The following is a 21253-nucleotide window of genomic DNA, read 5'->3' as shown; positions in this document are numbered from 1 at the left end:
TTAATTTAAAAACAGCCTTAATATGAGAAAGAGTTTAATTGTTTTAATAGTCCTTTTTGTAAGTTTTGAAATGTATTCGCAATCGTTTTTTGGAAGTCAATATGATAACTATTCTGGTGTTAATGCAGTAATTTCTAATCCAGCAAATATTGTAGGTTCTCGTTTTCGGACAGATATAAATATTGCATCAGCAAGTGCTTTTGTAGGGAACGATTATTATTCTGTTAAATTAGGTGATCTATTTAAGAGTGATTATGAGTTTGAAAAAAGTGCTACAACAAATCCGAAATCAAATAATAATTTGTATTCAAATATTGATGCTTTAGGTCCTTCTTTTATGATGAATATTGGTAATAAAAACGCTATTGCTGTTTTCACAAGATTAAGAGTAATTACGCATGTTAGTGAAATTAGCGGTTTGTTTTTAAATCAAATTCAAGATGAAGTGAACCAAGATTTTAGTTTTGAAGGACAAAATTTTAGTATGGCTTCTAATGCTTGGATTGAGTATGGAGCTTCTTTTGCACGAATTTTAAAAGATAACGAGGTTTATTCACTAAAAGGAGGTATTTCATTAAAATATTTAGGAGGTATTCATTCTGGCTATGTTAAGGCAAGAAACCTATCTGTTAGTTATGATTATACCGGTTTAGAAGTAACAAATAGAACAACAACAACAGGAAATATTGAAACAGGAAATATTCGTAGTTTAGAGAGTTTCGATGATCCATTAGACAATTCTGGAGTAGGTTTTGGAATGGATTTAGGTTTTACGTATGAATTAAAATCAAAAGTTTCTGCTACTGATGATTATTTATTAAAAGTAGGATTCTCTATTACTGATTTTGGTTCTATGAAATTTAAAAATGGTGAGAAAGTACTTTATGATGCTAATGCTTCCTACACAGATGCAGAATATGCAATTAATGATGATTTTGATTCTTATTATACTAGAATTAGTGAAAACAAGTCTTTCAAAGTTTCTTTGCCAACAGCTTTGCATTTAAATGCAGATTGGAATTTTAGTAAAAAACTATTTCTAAATTTTAATACGGATTTGAACTTAGTTGATACTAAAAAAGAAAATTCAAATTATGTAAATAATACAGTTTCTTTAACACCAAGATATGAAACGAAATGGTTGAGTTTATATACTCCATTAAGTATGGTTCAAAATTCTGGTTTTCAAGCTGGTTTTGGTTTTAGAGCTGGTCCATTATTCGTTGGTTCTGGTTCTATTGTTTCTGCTATGTTTGGAGAAGTTGATGCAATTGATGTTCATGTTGGACTTAAAATTCCAATATACAGATGAAATAAATAGTTTACTATTATATATACAACAAAAAAACAGCAAGGATTTTCTTGCTGTTTTTCGTTTACTATAAAATTCTATGACTATTATTTTTTAGCTTCTTCGTTTTCTTCAGATTTTGTACCTATTCTATTTAAAGTATACATTGGTGCAAATTTGGTTTTTAATACTGCAATTTTTAAGTTATCAGCTGTTGATAAACCTTCTTTTTCAACTGTGTTTTTTCTTGTGTCTAGTGCTTCATAGATGAGTTTAATTTCATCCCAATCTTCTCTTGAATAAGCATCTTTATTTGTTTCAACAGTAGTAACAAAGTTATTATATACGTTTAAAATATTGTCTTTGTTTACCCAATTGAATGTGATATCGGTTCCATCATACTCATCACCTAGTAAAGTTTTACGCATGATTTCTTTTGCATTTTCTTTGTCTATCTTTTCTTTTTCGGTAACAACCTTTATTTTGTACTCTTCATATATAACTGTAGTGTTGTCTATAGATTCTCTTAAATCTTTATTTTCTGCTTCACCAGTTAATGCATTTTCTGCATTCATTTTTAATCGGTCATAATCAGATTGAATTTTATCCCATTCTGCAGCAGCTTTGTCCATTTGAATGTTGCTAACAGAGTCTACATAGTTAACATACATTGTTACATCTTTCTCTGCTTGTTTGTTTTTCCCATCTGTACAAGCTGTTAATGAAACAGCAATGGCTAATACTCCTAATGTTCTTTTTAAGTTTTTCATCTTTTTTATTTTTAAGTTTTGTTTTTATTGTTTTGTAAAATTAGTAAGGTTATCGTCTTTGTGTCTTATACAATTTTATGATTGAATTATATAATTTCTACTTTCATATTGAAACCCCTTAGGTATTTTTTATTCCTCTTTTTCTTCGGGATTTATTTTTCCAGCTTTTTTAGTAATAAAATTTGAAACTAAATATTGAATTATTGTTGCTGCCGTTTTCTTAATCATACTGGAAGATTTTCCAACAATCATTTTCCGAGTCACATAGCCAGCAGCAATTCCTAATGTAGATTCTAAAAGCGAGCTCTTAATTTCTTTAGAGTTTTTAAAATCGTCAATTGTTTCTTTAACGAGATTAATCGGTTTCATACTTTCAAGCGTTATATGAAATTGTGATTTTAAAACTTCAAAATCTTTAGATTGTTTCATTCTTAAAACCTCAATCTTTTCATTTAAAACTTGATTTTGATTTACTGTTTTCATTTTTTCTAATTTTTTGATTCTAAAAGTTTTTTGATCACTAAATTCATTATTGGAATTTTTATGAATCGATCCCTAAAAATGAAGAGTAGAATTGCTATTACCAAATAGAACCCTGAAACAATTAGAAATCCTAAATAGTTTTCACCTATTAATTTTCCTATGTATAAGCTTATTCCGATATTTATAAATAATGAAAACATAGCTACAATTAACCCAAATACTAATCTAAAAGTAATAGAGGCAGTAATGTCTGCTATTTTATCAATTGCATTTAGTTTGAATAATTCAATGCTAGAATTGGTATAATCTTGTGTTCTTTCAAAGAGCATTTCGATATTTGTAGCTAGTTTTTCCATTTTTATTGAACTTTTGTTAATTCTTCTTTAATTTTAGATTTTCCTTCTTTAATCTTTTCATCAATATCTTCAGATAAAGAACCATATTTTTCTTGTAGCTCTTTATATTTCTGCTCTAATGAACTGATGGTATCATCATATCCTTCTTTTATATTGTCTTTTAAATCTTCTGCTTTTTTAGCTATTTTTTTTCTTGTGTTTTCTCCTTTATCTGGTGCTAGTAAAATTCCGATAACCGCTCCTGCTGCTAAACCTGCAACTACTCCTAATAATGCTTTATTTGATTTCATATATATTTAATTTTAATTGTTTACGTTTATAATTATCACTTTTTTAAAGTGATTTGATGCTGTTTTGTTTTTAAATTTTCTTTCCTTGAATAATTCGTAATAAGACTGCAATGGCAGCAATTACAAGTAAGAAATGAATTAATGATCCTACACTGAATACAAAGTATCCTAGTGCCCACAGTATTATTAATACAACTGCGATGATATATAATAAGTTTTGCATGATGTTTTTTTTAAGTTATTAATTTAGTTTTAAGGCTAAATATATATTTAGACTACTATTTTTTCCATCTGGAAGAGTATAGGTTGTTCCACCAAATTGTCTTTCTTTACCTACGGTTTGCAGACCATAATTGTATCGAACACCAACTCCTAACGATTGAAAATCTAGTCCTACACCAGCGGAAAGTCCATAATCGAATTTATTGAAATCATCATTGTCATAATTATCTTCAAAATCGAAAGTGCCATTCTTTGTTTCATTTGTTACTTGCGCGTCTACTAGATATGCAAAATAAGGTCCAGCATGTATGTTTATGTTATTGGTTAAATTCAATTTTAACAATACAGGCATTTCAATATAATTCAGTTTAAATTTGGCAGTTCCTTCTGCAAATAGATTGTCATAAACAAGTTCTGCACCTTTTCTACTATAGAGTAGCTCGGGTTGAATAGCAATAGCATTTGTTATAGGTAATTTTGCATATATACCTGCATTGAAACTTGTTAACACATTGTTGTCGTCTACATCTTCCGTATACATATTTGAGAAGTTTAAGCCACCTTTAACACCAAACTCTGCATTTGAATCTTTAGATTGTGCATTTACAGCAATTGATGTTGCAAATAGTACGACAAGTGTTGCTAGAATTCTTTTTCTTTTTTTCATATTGATTATTTTTAGTGTTTGTTATTTAATGTTATACAATCTGTAAGCCTATATTGGTTTGTAAAGTGATAAACGTTACTATTAAGAGTGCAACACTTCGTTCCTTCATGTTTGTATTGACTTAATTCGTTTTACCTTTTGTAAGGAGGAATTTAATTTTACAATCGTTTGCAAGGCTAAAATTTTAAAATCTACATCTTTTGTTGTGTCAGTAAGTAATCTCAAATTGTCTATTTGACTAGTCAATATCTTTGATACGTTTTCTAAATATTTTCGATTGAAACTATTTCCCGATGCTTTTTCAATTTCTTTTAGTCTTTTTTCATTGCTAACATTAGGTATTATTATGAGCTTTTTTGATGCAATTTTATTAATTGAAATGTTGATGTCTTTTTGTTCATGAATTAAATCTGTTGCCAAACATTTTATTCTAAAAGGAACTTCTTTTTCTCTTGCTTTATGACTAATAGAAATTAGTTCGATATTTTGTTTATTGAATTTAGATAACAATTCGGCTTCTGTATTTTTATATTCTTTTTTGTTTTTAGCAATATTTGAAAAGATACTTTCTTCTTTTTTATTGTTTGTGAACACACAAGACGTAACAGTTAATAGTGTCATTCCGCATAGTATCAAATAAAAATTCAATGTGCTTTTATGGTTTATATTTCTCATTTTGTTCATTTTTAAATACATTACAAAGTTGGCTTATATTCTAAAAAAACGTCTTACATCATTTTTTGTAATGTTTATATTATTTCCATTTTAACCTTGTTAAAATTGTATTAGGTGTTTTAAAGAACTTATAAGACAAATTTAAGGCGACACTTGGCCTTGGGTGTTATAGCTTTTTAATGGATTGTTATACAATTTTAATATTTAGAGAATATTACGGCATAAAAAAAACGCTTGTAATAGCGTTTTGTTTTGATTATGTGTATTTTGTACTTATGAGTCTTTTTCTTGAAGAATTTGATTGTCCGATTGTTTCTCTACTATAGTTATAAACTCTGCAAATTCCGATGGTTGTATTGGAGAAGCATATTCTATTGCATAGGATTTGGCTAATTGCGCTCCAAAATATAATATTACAGAAGAATAATATACCCAAACCATTACAATTACAAATGAACCAGCAGAACCATAAACAGAACTTATGTTTGAATTTGAAATATAAAAGGAAATTAAAAATTTCCCAAAAATGAAAAGCAGGGCAGTAGTAAACGAAGCAAATCGCACTTGTCTCCATTTAATTTTGGCATCAGGAAGTATTGTGAAAATTGTACCAAAGAGAAAAGAGATAACAATGAATGTTAGTACTGAATTAGCAAAATATATTACATAGTAAAGTATATCTGGGAAATAGGACATTAATTGTTGATTGATACCGTCCATAAGCGCAGAAATACCTAATGAAACTAATAGAATGAAACCAATACTTCCAATAACTCCAAAAGAGAGTAAACGAGATTTAATGAACAACCAAAAACCAGATTTCTTCTTAGGTTTTATATCCCAAATGGTATTGATTGAATCTTGAATTTCTGCAAAAACGGAAGTTGCACCAATAATCAACATTATAATTCCAACAATTCCTGCTAGACTAGTACTATTTGATATGGTTAGGTTTTTAATGATTTCTTGAATCTGTAGTGCACTTTCCTGACCAACTAAATTTTTTAATTGATTGTAAATGGAACCTTCAACAGCTTCTCTTCCCCAGAATATATCACACAAATAAAGAATAACAAGTAGAAGTGGTCCAATTGAAAAAACTGTAGTATAAGCTAAAGACGCACTCATTTTTAAGATTTTTTTATCGAAAAAACCTGTAAAAGTTTTTTTTAAAACATTCAAAAATCTTTTAAAGTCCATAATCGGTTTTTAGCTTAGAGGTATATAAATTGTAAAAGTAGTTCCTATGTTTGGTTCACTTGTAGCGAAGATATAACCATTATGATTATCAATTATTTTTTTACAAATGGCTAAACCAACTCCTGTTCCTTGATATTCTGTTTTTCCATGAAGTCTATTGAACAATAGGAATATCTTTTCTGCATTTTCTTGTTCAAAACCAATTCCATTGTCTGTAAAACTAATTTTATGAAACATTCTATTCGAATAATCATTTAAGATGGCTTCGTCTTTTGCAATGGTTTTTGTATATTTAATTTCTATTTGTGGTACTTCAGAATCTTTCGAATATTTTAAAGAATTGCTAATAAGATTGGTGAAAAGTTGTTGCATTTGAAAATCGACTCCTTGTATCGTTTCTAATGTTTCATTTTTAATGATTGCTTTTTTTTCTTCTATGTTTTGCGATAACTCTATAAGAGTATTAACTAATACTTGGTTTAGATCAACATCAGTAAAATTTTTATCACTTCTATTCGTTCTAGAATATTGTAGTAGATCATTAATTAAAATTCGCATTCTATCTGAAGCTTTTTCAATTCTTAATAAGTAATCTTTTCCAAAATCGGATAAATTCTCTTTTTCTTTATCTTTCAATCTAGAAATGAAAGTCTGAATTTTACGAAGTGGTTCTTGTAAATCATGACTCGCAACATGATTAAATTCATTTAATTCATTAATATTTTGTTCTAATTCTAAATTTCTCTCTTGAAGTAGTTTTCCTGTATTATAATCGTCAGTTACATCTTGAGTCGTTCCAATCATACTTTCTACACCACTTAGGTCTGTGAATGATTTAGCAATGGTTCTAAAACGTCTAATTTCTCCATCTTTTTTAATAACTCTATAATTCATTGTAGGAATTTCTCCAGTTTGCAATGCCTTTTCATTGGCATCTATTACAATTTGCTTATCCTCTTCATGAACATGAAGCAATAGGTTTTCTATTGAAGGCTCAAAAGCTTTTGGTTCATAACCCATTAATCTGAATTTATTATCAGAATAAATAAACGTGTTACTTTCAAAATTTAAAACCCAACTACCATAATTACCTAGGATTTCAGCTTGTCTGCTCGACTCATCAAAAATCTTAAGCTCGTTATTTACAGTTTTTAAATCTGAAATATTATTTTTTAAAAGTATGTTTTTGTTAATCTCATCTGTAATATCATGCGTAACACCTAAAACTACTTTTTGGTCAGTTTCTTCACCAAATAGCTTACCTGTTGCTCTAAAAAAGCGTATTTCTCCATCGGTACGAATTATTCTAAAAGTAGAAGGAGGCAAATTTTCTTCTTTCACAATACGATCCATAATTTCTAAAACAATGTTTTTATCTTCTGGATGAACATAAGATAGGAAATTATCATTTGTAGATGAAAAAGCATTTGGTTCACAGCCTAATATTCTGTAAAAATTATCTGAATAAGTGGTAATATGATTCATTAAATTCCATTCCCAAGTACCAAATTTAGAAAGTATTTCAGCTTGTGAGTTTAGAAAAAAAGATTTACTTAAACTATGATTAATGTCTTTTAGCTTTTCTAAATCCCTATTGGTTTTATAATAAGAATATACAATTAAAAGTAGTGTGATGAATAATATGCCTACAGTGAAAAGTGGTGTTAGGCTTATTTGTTCATTGTAATTAGAGTTTCTTTTTTTTAGATAAGAATCTTCTAATTCAACCATTTTGTTAATTTTCTCTCTAATTTCAATTAATAACTTAGTGCTTTCGTTGAAGTTTCGTTTAAACTTTTTGTTTTTTTCAATATTTATATTAATGGTAGGATCAGAGTATTCTCCATTATAATCTAATCGCATTTTTATAATTTCATATAAATCTGTTAGATTTTGTTGCTGTTGTTTGTTGTCGCTTGTTAACTCTTTTAATTTTCCAAAGGATTGATTAATATTACTATTTGCAGTAAAATAGGCATTTAAATGAATATTTTCATCTGTTATTAAATAGCCTCTCATACTATTTTCTGAATCTTTAATGTATGAAAATAATTGTTCAAGCTCTAAATTTACTTCATAAGTATGCATTAGAAGTTTAGAAGAAGCGGAAACATTTTCAATATGTTTGTAGGTAATAGCCCCAATGAAGAGTACTACAAATAAACTGATAGTGAAAATTATTTTATGAAGTTTGGATGTTTTGAACTTATTTTCTTTCATGAAGATAGATTATAGTCGTAATAAAAAATTGTCTTTATTTAGTCCACTAGTATGATATTGCCAATTGATTGTAACAACATCTGAAAGTACCTTTTTTAAAGTATTAAAATCGCTTGGTTTTTTTATATAAATATTAGCACCTAATACAAATGTATTTTCTACATCTTGTTCCGAAGAAGAGGTAGAATAGATAGCAATAGCAATATTATTGAATTTATCATTTTTCTTAATTTCTTTTAGGCAATCAATTCCGTTTAAGATTGGCATATTTAAATCTAAGAAGATAATATTTGGTAAAACAGACTCTGGATGATTTAAAAAATCGAGTAATTCTTTTCCGTTTTTGAAGGTGTTAACAACTGTATTAATTTTTAGTTCGTCGAAAGCATCTGTAAAAAACAAACGGTCATCTTCATCATCATCTGCCAAAGTAATTAATATATAATCTTGTTGCATAATTTTTTAATTAAGTTCTTTTGTTGCTATTTCTCTTCGTTTTTTTATAATTCTTTGAAATGCGGAAGGAGTAATTCCAGTTGTGTTTTTAAATTGTGTACTTAAATGGGCTACACTAGAATAATTCAATTTAAAAGCAATCTCAGTAAGGCTTAAATTTTCATTAATAATAAGATGCTTAGTTCGTTCTATTTTTTGAATAATAATAAAATTCTCTATAGAAGTATATGTAACGTCAGAAAACAAGTTAGACAAATAACCATAACTGTGATCTAATTTCTCTGCTAAATATACAGAACTTTTAACATTTGGAGCATCTTCACTAAAAACCATTTCAATAATGGCATCTTTAATTTTTTGAACCAATATGTTTTTTTGATTTTCAATAATATCAAAACCATACTCTTCCAATAGGTTCGTAATCTGTTCGTAGGTTTCTGTTGGTATATTTTCTAAAAATAAAATTTCTGAAGCATTAATAATTTCAAACTTAAGATTGAAGCTACTAAGTTTTTCTTCTAAGAATTTTTTTGCTAGAATATTCGAATCAAGCTTTAAAAATAGTTTCACGGTTTTTGTTTTAGAATTTTAGTAAAAGTAATAATAATAGGTTCAATAAAATACTTTGATGTTTTTAAAATTTAGCTTAGTATTTACTAATAAGTGATTAAAAAATAAGTCACGTTTATTAATTGATTATAGTTTTCAAACTTAACGATAAATGAGGTTTTTATGTTTATATAATTTTTAGATTTCCTTATAATATTACTATTAAAAAGGATAGCCAATTGCTAAATTGAATATTAAATTTTCTTTTCTCCAGTTCCCATTTCCAAAATTAATCTCATCAATAACCCATTCTTCTCCTTTAGGTAAATAAGGTTTTCTCAAAGGAAAAGCAAAATCAGTTCTTAAAACTAAAAAAGAGAAGTCAAAACGTAGTCCAACACCAGCTCCAATGGCTAGTTGATTCATAAAGTTCTTTGAAAAAGTAGCTCCAGGTTTATTAGTGTCTTCATTTAATAGCCATATATTTCCACCATCAACAAAGACTGCTCCTTTTACTAAATCATAAATTTTAGTTCTTAATTCAGTATTAAATTCAAATTTTATATCTCCTGATTGATCTGGTAAAAAAGTATTATTTGTTGTATCAATGAAAGTTCCAGGACCAATAGATCGTGCTCTAAAAGCCCTAATGCTACTTGTTCCTCCTATGAAGAATTGTTTAATGAAAGGAAGTTCACTAGAATTGCCATAAGGAATGCCAACTCCCATGATTATTCTACTAGCTAATTTGGTATCCTTACTAAAATTCAAATAATGTCTAAAGTCGATTTCAAATTTTGAAAACTGACTAAAAGGAACTCCTAAAATAGTTTTAGGATTAGTAACATCATCGGCTCCTAATAAAAGTCCGGTTGCATTTGCTGATAAATCTAAAGCACCTTTGAAATAAAAAGTATTTTTTTTATTTGTCAACATTGAGTTCGTATAGGTATAAGAATAGGTTGGACCAAAAATAAGCTGTTTCTGAATCACTTTTTCCAATGAAGTATTTGCTGCTATTTGTTCTTTATATAAATCAGTAATTCCATTTGATGTAGTATAAGTAATATCAAAAACATTCAAATTGTGTTCTTTTCTTTCATTTTCTTTCCATAAATATCCAAAAGAACTTTTAAAAGTTTGTAAAGAATACAGTTTTGATCTTAATTGATATTCGTAACTTAATATCGCTTTTGTTCGAGGGACATAACCACTAGCTGTATGTGTTTTAAAAGGAAGAATAAATCTTGGCCATGTTAAGCTAGATTCTCCACCAAATCGATATACATTAAAACCGTTATTTTGACCTGAAACTTGTACTTCTAACCCTCCAAAAACAGATAAAGCCAATAATTCTGCTCCTTTAAAGGTATTTCTATTACTCCAGTTAATATTTAGCTCTGTTCCTGAATAATTTGCAGAATTACTTTTGGCCAAAGCCTCTAATCGAATGGATTTCTTAGGTAATGGAGTTAAATAATAATAAGCATCTAGATAATTACCAATAGTATCACTTTCTTTAAATTGATTTTTTACAAACTTAAATGTACCTAAAGTAATAATTCTGTTTAATGATAAGTTATGATTTGTTCTGTTGTATAAATCACCTTTTTTAAAGTATAAAGTGTTTTCAAAAACAACAGGCTTAAAAAGTTTTTCATCACCAATGATAGTGAAATTTTCATATTTTGTTGTTGCATTAGGATTTATATTCAAAGTGTCATTATCAATTTTAAAATTAGAATAAACATAAACTGAATTGATGTTGAAAGCTTGTTTGGCTTTTTCTGGAGTGTCTTTTTTTATAGCTAAAATAACATCAACTTCATGGTTTCCTACTGTACTGTCTACTTTAGTAATTAAAAAATTCTCATTGAAATAGTAGTATCCTAACTCTTTTAGTTTAGTGTCAATTCTATTTCTTTCATTTTTAATTTTATCTAAATCATAAGCTTCACCAACTTTTAAAAAACTATCTTTTTTTAAATTGGTAATTTGTTTGGCTATTGTCGTTGAATCTTCTGGATATACAATTTGTTTTATTTTGTATTGATGATTTAATGTTACCTTATATTTTGCAATTCCTTTTTTACCTCTTTTAGTAGAGTCTGAAATAGTTTGTACATTGAAGAAGCCTTTGTTTTCAGTATAATTTTGAATAATTTTATTATTATATGATAAATCTACTTCACTAAACAAAATGGGTTTTCTTCCTAATTTATATTTGATCCAATGTCTAAAACCTTTTTCTTTTTTTACATCTCCTGCAAGGTTATAAAAGAAAATGTCTGGTCTCATACCTAAAATTGAACGATTTGGTTTTGGTCTAATTAAACCATCTAAGTTGTTTTCGATATTTTTTCTTTCCGATTTGGTTACTTTTTCTCCATTAACCTCTAATTGATGTCCAATATATAATAAATCACCTTCAGGAATATTTTTAGTACCACTACAAGAAAATAGTAGTAGAGTAATTGTAACTAAATAAAGGAGCAAATGCTTTTTCATAGAGAATTTTATTGTTTTTTTGTTGCTTTTTTCTGAAATAGTTCTTTAAATTTATCATAGTTCATGGTAATTATGAAAGCAACTCCAGTTTCAATTACTTGTCCTTGTAAAGCTACTTGATAATTATTCTTTCTATACGCTTTTAACTTATATCTACCATCTTTAGTTATCAAATATTCGGCAGTAACATCACCAGCAATATTATTTGCTTGTTCATTTTCATTTTGAGAACCTTCAATTCCAAAACTACTTCCAACAGTTACTTTTAAACGATCATCTAATAATTCTTTTGAAATGCCTACATTTAAGTCGGTTCTATCTTGTTTTTGACCTGAAGAATAATCTTCAGAAGCTTCTAAATCAAAGTCAATTTCAAAACCTTTAACTAAATCACCTGCTAATTGATTTAATTGTTCAGATAGAATTCGACTAGCGCTTTGTTTTGCTAAATTAGTAGCACTTAAACCACCGCTTTCACTTTGAAAAGGATTTTCACCTATAAATCTATTTAATAATAAAACAGCAAAAACTTGTTTGTTTAAAACATCATCTTGTTGTCTAATTTGTTCTAATTTGGCTTTAGTTGTATTAATAACTTCTGTAGAAACATCATTATTTCCATCTGGTAATACGATATCAAAATTAATCTCTGGAGTCATTAGTTCACCTGTCATTTTTAATTGCGTCTCAAATGGAATTTTTTGCTTGTAAGTGTTTCTAGTTTCTGTCGAAACGTTTCCTAATTGATCATTTACTAGATCAATAGGAGCAATTTCAGATTTGTAAATGGCAGTTATTTCAACATTAGCTGTAGTTGGTTCTCCTGTCCATAAAATATAACTTCCTGGTTTTATATCAAATTTCCTTTTAATTAGATTAAAGCTCATTTCATAAGAACCGTCTGTAAATTCATATTTACCTGTTAACGTTGTTTTCCCAGAAGCATCAATTCCTCCATTTAATTTAGCTTCTCCTTTTAGTTTTAAAAAGTCTCCATTAGTTTTGTCAATAATGATAGAAATTTCAGCTTCTTTATCAATTTCAATATTTACAGAAGCATTAATTCCTTTTATGCTTGTCTCTGTAATTTTTTTCATTGGATCTTCAACAGTAATTAAAACAGGTTGGTCTTGATCAATAAATTCTACAATCCCTTTTCTATCTGCTATTGACGGATCTTCTTGTGGTAAAACAATTGTAAACTTAGTGTCTTTATTAATTTTAATATTCCCATTAACAACAGGATTGTTTAGATCTCCCTTTATATTAATTGAATTGTCTAAGTACAATTGTCCGTAAAATAAGTCATTGTTTTTTGCTTCTGAATTAACTGCTTTAAAGTTTTCTGCTACTATATTTAAGTTAAATCCTAAATTGGAATAATCAGAGCTATTAATTGTACCATTAATTTTTAAATTATTATCGTTTTCATCTTTTAATTTAAAATCATTGAATACAATTTCATTGTGATTAAATATAATTTTATCATTGATTAATTTAAATTTTGCATTTAAAGGAATTAAATTAAAACCAACTTGATTGAATTGTATATTACCATCAATATTAGGATTAGAAGCTTTTCCAGCAACTTGTAGCTTACCATTTAAGTAACCTTCACTATCTTTTAAATTGCCTAAAGTGAAAGCTTGAAGCGAACTCATTTTTAATTTTTGTAAATTAATATTGAAATTCAAAATTTCTGAACCAGTTTTATAATCACCAATAACTTCTACTTTATTATCATTACCTGTTAATCCTAAATCAACAGTATAAGTGTTGGCTATTTTATTATCAATTTTTAAAGCAATGTTACCAACAGTATCCTTTTTTATAGTAAAATTTTCAATAGCCAAATCAGCAATAAAAAGAGGTGATTTATTTAAATTTTCAATTGTAGTATTTCCTGTAACTGTTCCACCAAATTCATAATTGGAACTAACAATATTTGTAATGGATTGTAATTTAAAATCTTTTAAATTGACTTCTATTGGAGCTGAAAAAGTGTCACTTTTAGATTGAATAATTATCGAATTTTGATTTTTAGAAAGATTGAAATTTTTAATATTAATTCCATTTTGCGACATTAAAATACTATTGTCTGGAGCAATAGTCCAGTTTTCGTAGTTTAGAACTAATTTTTCTGGATTTAAATTAATCTCTGATAGTTCGTTTTTTACCAAATAATTTCCAGTAACAGCATATTTTTCGACTTCTTTTAAATCAATAACACTTACTTGATAATCGATTTGATTATTTTCAATTTTACCAGAAATTTTTGTCTTTGGAACTATAAAATCATTGTTTTGAATCTTGGCAACATTTAAATTATATATTAAAGCTTCATTTTTGGTAGCAATTGAAAAATTTCCTGCTGTAATTTGGTTTCCAGCATAGTTTAAATTTGGTACAGAAGCATTAACTACTATTGAATCGTTAGCAGAATTATAATTTCCACTGATTGAAATGGCTGACATCTCTTTTAAATTGGGAACAATTTTCTTTACAATTTCTTCTTCTTTTATATTGATTTCAAAAGTTAAGTGTTGTGGTTCGGAAGGTATTTTATTACCTGAATTGGAATTGGAATTTAAATATTTAGAAAGACTATTTGTGAGAGCATTACTAATTGTAGCTAAATTATAGTTTCCATTAATAGTTGCATTTGCAAACTGAGATTTTAAAATAATAGAATCTTTTTCAGCAGAAGAAACAGCTCTTAAAGTTAGGGTGTCAATTGGGAATTGTTCCTGCTCTAGAGCGACTAAGAAATTGGTGGCACTTAAATTTCCGTTGAGGTTTTCTAAATCAAGAGTTTCAAAATCAGCATTAATATCTCCTTTTAATTTTAAGACATTAGCATATAAGTTGAGTTTATTTAAATCTATTAAATCTATTTTTAAATTTAGTTTGGCTTTTGGAGTTTCTTTACCAAAATCTCCAGAAGTATTTAAATTGAAAGTTAAATTAGGATCAGTAGCTTTTGAAAATACATTAAAATTACCTTCTTTTATCGTTCCATTCAAAATGATAGAATTGTAATTATACTGATTGTAATTTGCGGAAAGAATTTTCATTTCTATTTTCGCATCGGCTTTTTTAGGATCAAAGGAATTTCCTTTTATAGTTGTATTTAAAGAAACCGTTCCTAAATCTTTATTTTGAATTAATTTACCAATATTAAATTGGTCTAAAGAAGTTATTATATTATATGCCTCATGATTAGGTTTAGATAAATTTAATGAAGCGTCAACAATTGCATTTCCGTAGGAACTCTTTAAATTTAATTTCGTCTCAAAATTAGTGATATAGCCTTTAAAATTTCCATTAGCGATGAAATGTTCTGGTAATGTTATTGTATTTGGTATTGATCCTTTGGGAATTAAATTAGCTATGTCTTTTGAAGTACTTTCTATAGTTGAAATTATTAAATCGATGTAAGTTTGGTCTACATTTGGTAAACCTAAAATGGAACCTTTTAAATCTATTTTTGTTGCACCAATTCCTGATATTTTAAACGTTTTTATTTGAAGGTTACTCAATTTTCCATTTACATTAGCTGTAAAATTTACAATACTGTTTTTATATTGATCAAATGGAGAAGTAGTTGCTAAATCTGGAACTAATAAAAGAATGTCTTTAAAACCTATGCTACTATTACTAAAGTTAGCTTGCAACTGAATATTTTCTGGATTTTTTGTTAATGAAGCTATAGAAGTGTATTTTAAGGCTATATTTTCATTTTTTAAATGAGTTTGTGGAGTAATAATGTTTAAGTTTTTAAGAAAAGCATTTTGTTCTGCATATTCAAATTGTGTACTTAAATTATTTAGAATAAAACCATTTTTTTCTAAAAAGTTGAAACTAGTTATAATACCAGATGACTTTGTCGCAGCATAAGTTAAATCTTTCGCTTTAAAATTTAATTGGGTAAAAGATAAGTGATTTGGATCTAAACCCTTTTTGTTTTCTTTAATGGTATTGTTATCGTAATCTAAATTAATGTTTGAAAAACTAATTGTATTTACACTTAGATTCCAATTTGAGTTAGTTGTTTCATTTTTCGTTTCAACTATTTTTTGATCAAGTTTTCCTAAAGCTAATTTTCCATAAGTATCATCAAGAATTAAATCGTTTATTTCAATTTTTTGATTTTCCAGATCTATGTTTTTAACTGTAGTTTTTAGTTTTTCAAATGCAATATTTGTGTTTAATTTTGCAGTCTCATTTTTGTAAGAAACAGCTATTTTAGTTAGGTTTATTTCATTGAGTTTTAGATCTAGAATTTTAGCTTTAGTCTGATTTTTAATATTTTCTTTGACTTTTGTAGTTGTTTCAACTAAACCTTGATTCAAATTTAGTTGCAAACCGTCTAGCTGAATTTTAGGAATATCAAAAGCTAAATTGTTGAGGTCAAAAGTATTAAATTCTGTTTCAAAATAATTAATAGTAACATCTAAATCATTTTTACTAACAACATCTTTGTAATAGAATTTACTTTTCTTAATTTTAATTTGGTTAATATCGATAACCATTGGTTCAGAAGTAGAAGTCTCATTTTTATTAGCAAAAGCTTCAATAATATAATCAAAATTGAAAAGAGAATCTTTGTTTTTGTTGATTTTAGCTGTTATTCCTTCTAAATAAACATGATTAATTTCAACGGAATTAGATACTAATTTAAAAAGACTAATATCAACATCTAGTTTTTTTCCAGCTAATAAAGTATCACCAGTTTGATCTTCAAAATAGAAATCGTTAATGATTATTTTTTTGGGTAATCCAATTTCAATAGAACCTATAGCTACATTTGTTTGTATTTTATTCGATAAATAGCTAACAGCCTTATCTTTAACAAAATTCTGTACAGAAGGAATTTGTAAAGCAATAATTAAAAGAAAAAAAAGTCCAAGAATTGAACTTATTATCCAGAGTGTTATTCTTAAATATTTTTTAAATTTCTTTTTCAAAGTTTGACTATATAATTTGCGACATTATAATGACATTGATAACGTTTATAGCGATAAAAAATCACTTTTCTTTTATTTAACATTGCTATAAAATTACTATTTTTCTAACATTTTTACTTCAACAATATCTGATGGTAATCCAAAGCCTTTTTCCATTAACGTTTTAAAAACACTATACATAATTTGACTTCTAAGTTTTGTTCCAGGTACTTTAATATTGTTTGTCATGTACCAATAGGATACTTTTACATTTACTGTACTTGTAGCTAATTCATCAATTACGGCATAGGGTTCAGGGTTTTGTAAAACACCTTCTTTGTTTTTTAGAATATCTTCAATAATATCAATCGCTTTTGCTGTGTCATCATTATAGTCTAAACCAATGCTAAAATCGGTACGTAGTAGATCATCTAAAGTATAATTTATTAATCCGTTTTTTGTCACCATACCGTTAGGAATAAAAACTTCTTTTCCGTCTAATGTCTTAATTAACGTTTCTCGTAAAGACATATTGGTTACTTTTCCTTTAAAATTATTAATTTCGATTAAATCACCAATTCTGAAAGGTCTTTTGAAAGCCATTATAATTCCAGAAAGAAAGTTTTCTCCAATGTCTTTTAGCGCAAAACCAATAATGAAAGTGGTAATTCCTGCTCCAGCTAAAATTTTATCTGTAATTTCTCCAAAACCTAAAATACTTAAAGAAATTACTAATAGAAAAATAGTTAGCACTAAAGAGATTACATTAACTAAGAAATCGCTAACTAAAGGGTCTTTGGATTTTTTATCAATAATGATATAGGCAAATGATTTAAATTTTTTAATTAGCAATAAACCTAAGCCAAAGACAAGCATTGCAAAAAGTAATGTTGGCATTGCTTCATAAAAATTTTGCCAGCTTTTATTTATAGATGCTTTAAAAAGTTCAATTTGTTCACTCATATTTATTCGATTATAATTTGTGTTACTTTTAAACTATCTGAAATAGTGTTTGATGTATTATCATTTAAAAAATATTTAAAATTAGAATCCTGTATATAGCGTCTTCCACTTTCTGAATTCTTAATTTCAAAAGCTGAAATTTTTTCTTTTATATATTTAAAACTAGTCCCCACACTAATACCTAATTCGGTTTTTGCTTCTGGAGAGGTTATTATGATGCGGTCTATGCTGTTTTTGTTTTTTCCTTTTGTAATAACTTTAGCTAAATTTTCATACTGAATTGTAGATAAAACGTAGCAATCTTGTTCTGGATTATAGATAGTGTCAACTTGTTTTGTTAATATAAATTTGTGTTCATTTATAGAATCATATATTGAAATACCTAGAAAAGAATCTTTTCTAATAAACAAGTCTACCGTGTTGTCTTCCATTATTGCTTCACTAATTTCATCTAATTTGTTTTCATCAATATTAAGTTCATTAGTTATTTTTTTACATCCAAATAAAAAAAGGAATGATAGTATATATAGTGTTGTTTTCATATTATTTATTTTTTCTAATTTCTTTCCAAATTTTTAATCGTCTCCGTGCTTTACTCTTTAAAAACTCATCGGTTGGCTGCCCTAATAAAAAACCGATAGGTTCAAATTTTGAAGAATGATCAAAAAGGACTTTTAAACTTGCGGTAACAGGTAATGCTAATATCATTCCAGAGGTTCCCCAGAGCATTGAGAAAACAATTATTGATAGAATAGAAACGAAAGCATTAATACTCACTTTAGAACCTGTTATTTTTGGAGTAATAAAATTACCTTCTAAGAATTGTATAAAACCAAAAATAGAAATAACTCCTAGAGAATACCAAATTGAATCTTTTGTAGCTAAAGCAACCAAGGCAGGTAGAAGCGAACCAATTATAATACCTATGTAAGGAATTAATAATAGTAGTGCACATAAAAAACCAAAGAAAAAAGGATAGTCAATACCTAAAAGAAGTAGGCCAATTGAATTTAAACAACCAACAATTAGCATAACGGTTAATAAACCAATTAAATAATTTTGTTGCACACCATATAGTTTTTCTAGAATTGTTTTGGTTTCTTTTTTATTTCCTTTTTTTGTGCAGATTAAGTAGATAAATCGGATGAAAAATTTACGATATAATAAGAAAAAAAACATGTATAGTGGAACAATTACTAAGTTACTCAAAAGACTTCCAGAAGCTAATAAGAAATCGGTTATGTTTGAAAAGTTATCTTTCACCATTTCCCCCATTTTCATATTCTCGGATTGAATAATCTCTTCCGTTTGAATTCCTGTCGATTGTTCGGCTTTATTAATTAAAGGAATTATTTTTTCTTTCGCACTAGTATAATATTGATCACTTTTTGATGCGATTTCATTCATTTGTACTCCAACAAAAGTGGCAATTATCATTATAATTAGACTTAATGTTATGATTGAAATTAATGCAGAGAAAATTCTGTTTATGCGAAGTTTCTTTTCTAAAAAATGTACAATTGGAAATACTAAAACACTTAAAATGATTGCAAATAATAAAGGTACAATTACTTCTTGTAATGTATAGGCGATAAAGATTATTGCTATAAAAGTAATAATATCTAGTACTGGATGATATGTTTTATTTGAATTCATTTGTTTTATCCTTTATTATATAGTTAAAAAGAGGCTTTCGCCTCTTTTTTAATAGCTTGTATTTTTTTGATTCTTATAAATCAGCAATCCATTTTTTAATTTCATCTTTCGATTTACCAATTCGCTCTTGAATTCGACCATAAAGTTCTTCTTCTTTTCCTTCTTCATACAGTAAATCATTTTCTGTCAAATCAGCATATTCTTGTTTTAGTTTTCCTTTTACTTGGTTCCATTTTCCTTTTAAATCTGTTGTGTTCATAATATTTGTTTTAAAATTAATATTTATTTTTCTGTTAATAGCATCTTTTAGCTTAAATACTTTCTTAGAATCCATGATTTAGATTCATGATCCATTAAAATACTAGTAAGGAAATCGGCTGTTCCTACATCTTCAATTTCTTCCGCATTTTTTATGAATTTTCTAAGTTGAATAATGATTTTTTCGTGATCATTTAGCAATTCTTCTAACATTTCATTTTGATTAATAAAGTTAGAATCTTCTTCAAGGATAGAATGTTTTATGAATTCCTTCATAGTTCCAATAGCCTTTCCTCCAAGCTCACTAATTCTTTCTGCTACATCATCAATCGTTTCTTCTAATGTGCTATATTGGTTTTCAAAAAGCTTGTGTAATTCCATAAAACTATTTCCAGTTACATTCCAATGAAATTTCCTAGTCTTAACATATAGTATCATTTCATTAGATAATACAACGGTTAAATCTTTAATGCTTTTTGATAATTCTTCTTTTGTTAGTCCAATTTTTGGTTCCATATTATTTTTTGTTTTTTGTTTGATACAAAGTTAAGTTGCGATGGTAAAGAACGTCTTACAGGATTTTTGACAATCTTTATATAATTTTAAGACAGTGTCTTTAAGAATAGGTTTTTCCTTCATAACTGTATTTTTACATTCAATAGCGAAGGATAGCATAAACATTTCAAAATAATTGACTTGTTTTGCATTAACAACTAAATCATTAGTACAAGTAGAAATTAATATAAACATACAATCAGCTGTCATTTTTTGAAGTATCATTATTGTTTTCATAACTTGATTTGTTTAAAACAAATTTATACCAGAAGCAGATCAAACTATTTACAGGATTTCGTTAGATATTTACACAATATTTATTTTTCAAGCTTAAACTTTGTAGATTTGCAGCAACAACAATAATTTTTCATGACAACACAACAACTAGCGCAACAAATTCAAATTAAAAAATCATTTCTATGCATTGGACTAGATGTCGATTTGAATAAGATTCCAAACTACTTATTGGAAACAGAAGATCCAATTTTCGAATTTAATAAGGCTATAATAGATGCAACGCACGATTTGTGTGTTTCCTACAAACCGAATACTGCTTTCTATGAAGCTTATGGAATTAAAGGTTGGCAATCTCTTGAAAAGACAATTAATTATATTAATGAGAAACATCCTGATATTTTTACCATTGCAGATGCAAAAAGAGGCGATATAGGGAATACTTCTTCTATGTATGCAAAAGCCTTTTTTGAAGATTTAAATTTTGATAGTGTAACTGTAGCACCCTATATGGGAAAAGACTCAGTAGAACCTTTTTTAGCCTTCGAAAACAAACATACTATTATGTTGGCTCTAACGTCTAATGAAGGAGCATTTGATTTTCAAACTCAATTTGTAGATGGAATAGAATTGTATAAAACAGTATTAACGACTTCAAAAACTTGGAAAAATTCAGAAAATTTAATGTACGTTGTGGGCGCTACTAAAGCTGAATTTTTTACCGATATTAGAAAAATTGTACCAGATAGTTTCTTATTAGTTCCGGGAGTTGGTGCACAAGGAGGAAGTTTGTCTGAAGTTTGTAAATACGGAATGAATAAAAATGTAGGTTTGCTAATTAATTCTTCAAGAGGAATTATTTATTCTTCAAATGGAACAGATTTTGCGGAAAAAGCAAGAGAAGAAGCCTTGAAACTGCAAAAAGAAATGGAATTAATTTTGAATAAATAAGAT

At 27.5% G+C, this 21253-nt stretch carries 21 protein-coding genes; 2 read left to right on the top strand and 19 right to left on the bottom strand.

What is annotated here, in order from left to right:
- Positions 1–22 precede the first annotated feature (22 nt).
- Positions 23–1312 (top strand): DUF5723 family protein, encoded by a 1290-nt coding sequence (locus tag L2Z92_RS20490; RefSeq protein ID WP_236456626.1) that lies wholly within the window; start codon positions 23–25, stop codon positions 1310–1312.
- A gap of 86 nt (positions 1313–1398) precedes the next feature.
- Here the strand turns inward: L2Z92_RS20490 and L2Z92_RS20485 are convergent, their stop codons facing one another.
- The 19 genes from L2Z92_RS20485 to L2Z92_RS20395 form a co-directional block, all read right to left on the bottom strand.
- Positions 1399–2061 (bottom strand): hypothetical protein, encoded by a 663-nt coding sequence (locus L2Z92_RS20485; RefSeq protein ID WP_236456625.1) that lies wholly within the window; start codon positions 2059–2061, stop codon positions 1399–1401.
- 129 nt (positions 2062–2190) lie between these two features.
- Positions 2191–2544 (bottom strand): hypothetical protein, encoded by a 354-nt coding sequence (locus L2Z92_RS20480; RefSeq protein WP_236456624.1) that lies wholly within the window; start codon positions 2542–2544, stop codon positions 2191–2193.
- A gap of 5 nt (positions 2545–2549) precedes the next feature.
- Positions 2550–2900, bottom strand: coding sequence for a hypothetical protein (locus L2Z92_RS20475; protein WP_236456623.1), 351 nt, complete (start codon positions 2898–2900; stop codon positions 2550–2552).
- 2 nt (positions 2901–2902) lie between these two features.
- Positions 2903–3190, bottom strand: a complete 288-nt coding sequence (locus tag L2Z92_RS20470) for a YtxH domain-containing protein (protein ID WP_236456621.1) — start codon at positions 3188–3190, stop codon at positions 2903–2905.
- A gap of 70 nt (positions 3191–3260) precedes the next feature.
- Positions 3261–3413 carry a lmo0937 family membrane protein gene (locus L2Z92_RS20465; RefSeq protein WP_236456619.1) on the bottom strand — a complete coding sequence of 51 codons (153 nt, stop codon included), beginning with the start codon at positions 3411–3413 and terminating at the stop codon, positions 3261–3263.
- Positions 3414–3431: 18 nt separating this feature from the next.
- On the bottom strand, positions 3432–4079 hold the full coding sequence (locus tag L2Z92_RS20460; RefSeq protein WP_236456617.1) for a porin family protein: 648 nt from the start codon (positions 4077–4079) through the stop codon (positions 3432–3434).
- Positions 4080–4184: 105 nt separating this feature from the next.
- On the bottom strand, positions 4185–4754 hold the full coding sequence (locus tag L2Z92_RS20455; RefSeq protein ID WP_236456615.1) for a DUF4142 domain-containing protein: 570 nt from the start codon (positions 4752–4754) through the stop codon (positions 4185–4187).
- 273 nt (positions 4755–5027) lie between these two features.
- The gene (locus L2Z92_RS20450) at positions 5028–5954 is read right to left on the bottom strand and encodes a YihY/virulence factor BrkB family protein (RefSeq protein WP_236456613.1); all 927 of its coding nucleotides are present in this window, start codon (positions 5952–5954) and stop codon (positions 5028–5030) included.
- Positions 5955–5963: 9 nt separating this feature from the next.
- Positions 5964–8174, bottom strand: coding sequence for a PAS domain-containing protein (locus L2Z92_RS20445; protein WP_236456611.1), 2211 nt, complete (start codon positions 8172–8174; stop codon positions 5964–5966).
- Positions 8175–8183: 9 nt separating this feature from the next.
- Positions 8184–8630, bottom strand: coding sequence for a response regulator (locus L2Z92_RS20440; protein ID WP_236456609.1), 447 nt, complete (start codon positions 8628–8630; stop codon positions 8184–8186).
- A 6-nt stretch (positions 8631–8636) separates the two neighbouring features.
- Positions 8637–9200, bottom strand: coding sequence for a helix-turn-helix domain-containing protein (locus tag L2Z92_RS20435; RefSeq protein ID WP_236456607.1), 564 nt, complete (start codon positions 9198–9200; stop codon positions 8637–8639).
- A 201-nt stretch (positions 9201–9401) separates the two neighbouring features.
- A complete protein-coding gene (tamL, locus tag L2Z92_RS20430; RefSeq protein WP_236456606.1) occupies positions 9402–11687 on the bottom strand; it encodes a translocation and assembly module lipoprotein TamL in 2286 nt (761 codons plus the stop codon).
- 8 nt (positions 11688–11695) lie between these two features.
- A complete protein-coding gene (locus L2Z92_RS20425; protein WP_236456605.1) occupies positions 11696–16654 on the bottom strand; it encodes a translocation/assembly module TamB domain-containing protein in 4959 nt (1652 codons plus the stop codon).
- Between the two features lie 96 nt (positions 16655–16750).
- Complete coding sequence (locus tag L2Z92_RS20420; RefSeq protein ID WP_236456604.1) at positions 16751–17596, bottom strand: mechanosensitive ion channel family protein; 846 nt, start codon at positions 17594–17596, stop codon at positions 16751–16753.
- Positions 17597–17598: 2 nt separating this feature from the next.
- Positions 17599–18138 carry a hypothetical protein gene (locus tag L2Z92_RS20415; protein WP_236456603.1) on the bottom strand — a complete coding sequence of 180 codons (540 nt, stop codon included), beginning with the start codon at positions 18136–18138 and terminating at the stop codon, positions 17599–17601.
- Position 18139: 1 nt separating this feature from the next.
- Positions 18140–19252, bottom strand: a complete 1113-nt coding sequence (locus tag L2Z92_RS20410; protein ID WP_236456602.1) for an AI-2E family transporter — start codon at positions 19250–19252, stop codon at positions 18140–18142.
- A 73-nt stretch (positions 19253–19325) separates the two neighbouring features.
- The gene (locus L2Z92_RS20405; protein ID WP_236456601.1) at positions 19326–19511 is read right to left on the bottom strand and encodes a CsbD family protein; all 186 of its coding nucleotides are present in this window, start codon (positions 19509–19511) and stop codon (positions 19326–19328) included.
- Positions 19512–19558: 47 nt separating this feature from the next.
- Positions 19559–20026, bottom strand: coding sequence for a Dps family protein (locus L2Z92_RS20400; protein WP_236456600.1), 468 nt, complete (start codon positions 20024–20026; stop codon positions 19559–19561).
- 30 nt (positions 20027–20056) lie between these two features.
- Positions 20057–20302 carry a hypothetical protein gene (locus tag L2Z92_RS20395; RefSeq protein WP_236456599.1) on the bottom strand — a complete coding sequence of 82 codons (246 nt, stop codon included), beginning with the start codon at positions 20300–20302 and terminating at the stop codon, positions 20057–20059.
- A 132-nt stretch (positions 20303–20434) separates the two neighbouring features.
- On the opposite strand from L2Z92_RS20395, the gene pyrF reads away from it, so the two are divergent.
- A complete protein-coding gene (gene pyrF, locus L2Z92_RS20390; protein ID WP_236456597.1) occupies positions 20435–21250 on the top strand; it encodes an orotidine-5'-phosphate decarboxylase in 816 nt (271 codons plus the stop codon).
- Positions 21251–21253: the final 3 nt, after the last annotated feature.

It is taken from the genome of Flavobacterium jumunjinense, from assembly GCF_021650975.2.
Lineage (GTDB): Bacteria > Bacteroidota > Bacteroidia > Flavobacteriales > Flavobacteriaceae > Flavobacterium > Flavobacterium jumunjinense.
Note: the sequence above shows the minus strand (reverse complement) of the source record. Positions and strands in the feature narration are given on the sequence as shown.

What these genes read in the sequence shown, in the direction of transcription:
- L2Z92_RS20465 (WP_236456619.1), bottom strand. Translation starts at nt 3,413, where the DNA reads ATGCAAAACTTATTATATATCATCGCAGTTGTATTAATAATACTGTGG.
- L2Z92_RS20395 (WP_236456599.1), bottom strand. Translation starts at nt 20,302, where the DNA reads ATGAAAACAATAATGATACTTCAAAAAATGACAGCTGATTGTATGTTT.
- L2Z92_RS20450 (WP_236456613.1), bottom strand. Translation starts at nt 5,954, where the DNA reads ATGGACTTTAAAAGATTTTTGAATGTTTTAAAAAAAACTTTTACAGGT.
- L2Z92_RS20405 (WP_236456601.1), bottom strand. Translation starts at nt 19,511, where the DNA reads ATGAACACAACAGATTTAAAAGGAAAATGGAACCAAGTAAAAGGAAAA.
- L2Z92_RS20420 (WP_236456604.1), bottom strand. Translation starts at nt 17,596, where the DNA reads ATGAGTGAACAAATTGAACTTTTTAAAGCATCTATAAATAAAAGCTGG.
- pyrF (WP_236456597.1), top strand. Translation starts at nt 20,435, where the DNA reads ATGACAACACAACAACTAGCGCAACAAATTCAAATTAAAAAATCATTT.
- L2Z92_RS20460 (WP_236456617.1), bottom strand. Translation starts at nt 4,079, where the DNA reads ATGAAAAAAAGAAAAAGAATTCTAGCAACACTTGTCGTACTATTTGCA.
- L2Z92_RS20445 (WP_236456611.1), bottom strand. Translation starts at nt 8,174, where the DNA reads ATGAAAGAAAATAAGTTCAAAACATCCAAACTTCATAAAATAATTTTC.
- tamL (WP_236456606.1), bottom strand. Translation starts at nt 11,687, where the DNA reads ATGAAAAAGCATTTGCTCCTTTATTTAGTTACAATTACTCTACTACTA.
- L2Z92_RS20455 (WP_236456615.1), bottom strand. Translation starts at nt 4,754, where the DNA reads ATGAGAAATATAAACCATAAAAGCACATTGAATTTTTATTTGATACTA.
- L2Z92_RS20480 (WP_236456624.1), bottom strand. Translation starts at nt 2,544, where the DNA reads ATGAAAACAGTAAATCAAAATCAAGTTTTAAATGAAAAGATTGAGGTT.
- L2Z92_RS20475 (WP_236456623.1), bottom strand. Translation starts at nt 2,900, where the DNA reads ATGGAAAAACTAGCTACAAATATCGAAATGCTCTTTGAAAGAACACAA.
- L2Z92_RS20440 (WP_236456609.1), bottom strand. Translation starts at nt 8,630, where the DNA reads ATGCAACAAGATTATATATTAATTACTTTGGCAGATGATGATGAAGAT.
- L2Z92_RS20485 (WP_236456625.1), bottom strand. Translation starts at nt 2,061, where the DNA reads ATGAAAAACTTAAAAAGAACATTAGGAGTATTAGCCATTGCTGTTTCA.
- L2Z92_RS20490 (WP_236456626.1), top strand. Translation starts at nt 23, where the DNA reads ATGAGAAAGAGTTTAATTGTTTTAATAGTCCTTTTTGTAAGTTTTGAA.
- L2Z92_RS20400 (WP_236456600.1), bottom strand. Translation starts at nt 20,026, where the DNA reads ATGGAACCAAAAATTGGACTAACAAAAGAAGAATTATCAAAAAGCATT.
- L2Z92_RS20470 (WP_236456621.1), bottom strand. Translation starts at nt 3,190, where the DNA reads ATGAAATCAAATAAAGCATTATTAGGAGTAGTTGCAGGTTTAGCAGCA.
- L2Z92_RS20410 (WP_236456602.1), bottom strand. Translation starts at nt 19,252, where the DNA reads ATGAATTCAAATAAAACATATCATCCAGTACTAGATATTATTACTTTT.
- L2Z92_RS20415 (WP_236456603.1), bottom strand. Translation starts at nt 18,138, where the DNA reads ATGAAAACAACACTATATATACTATCATTCCTTTTTTTATTTGGATGT.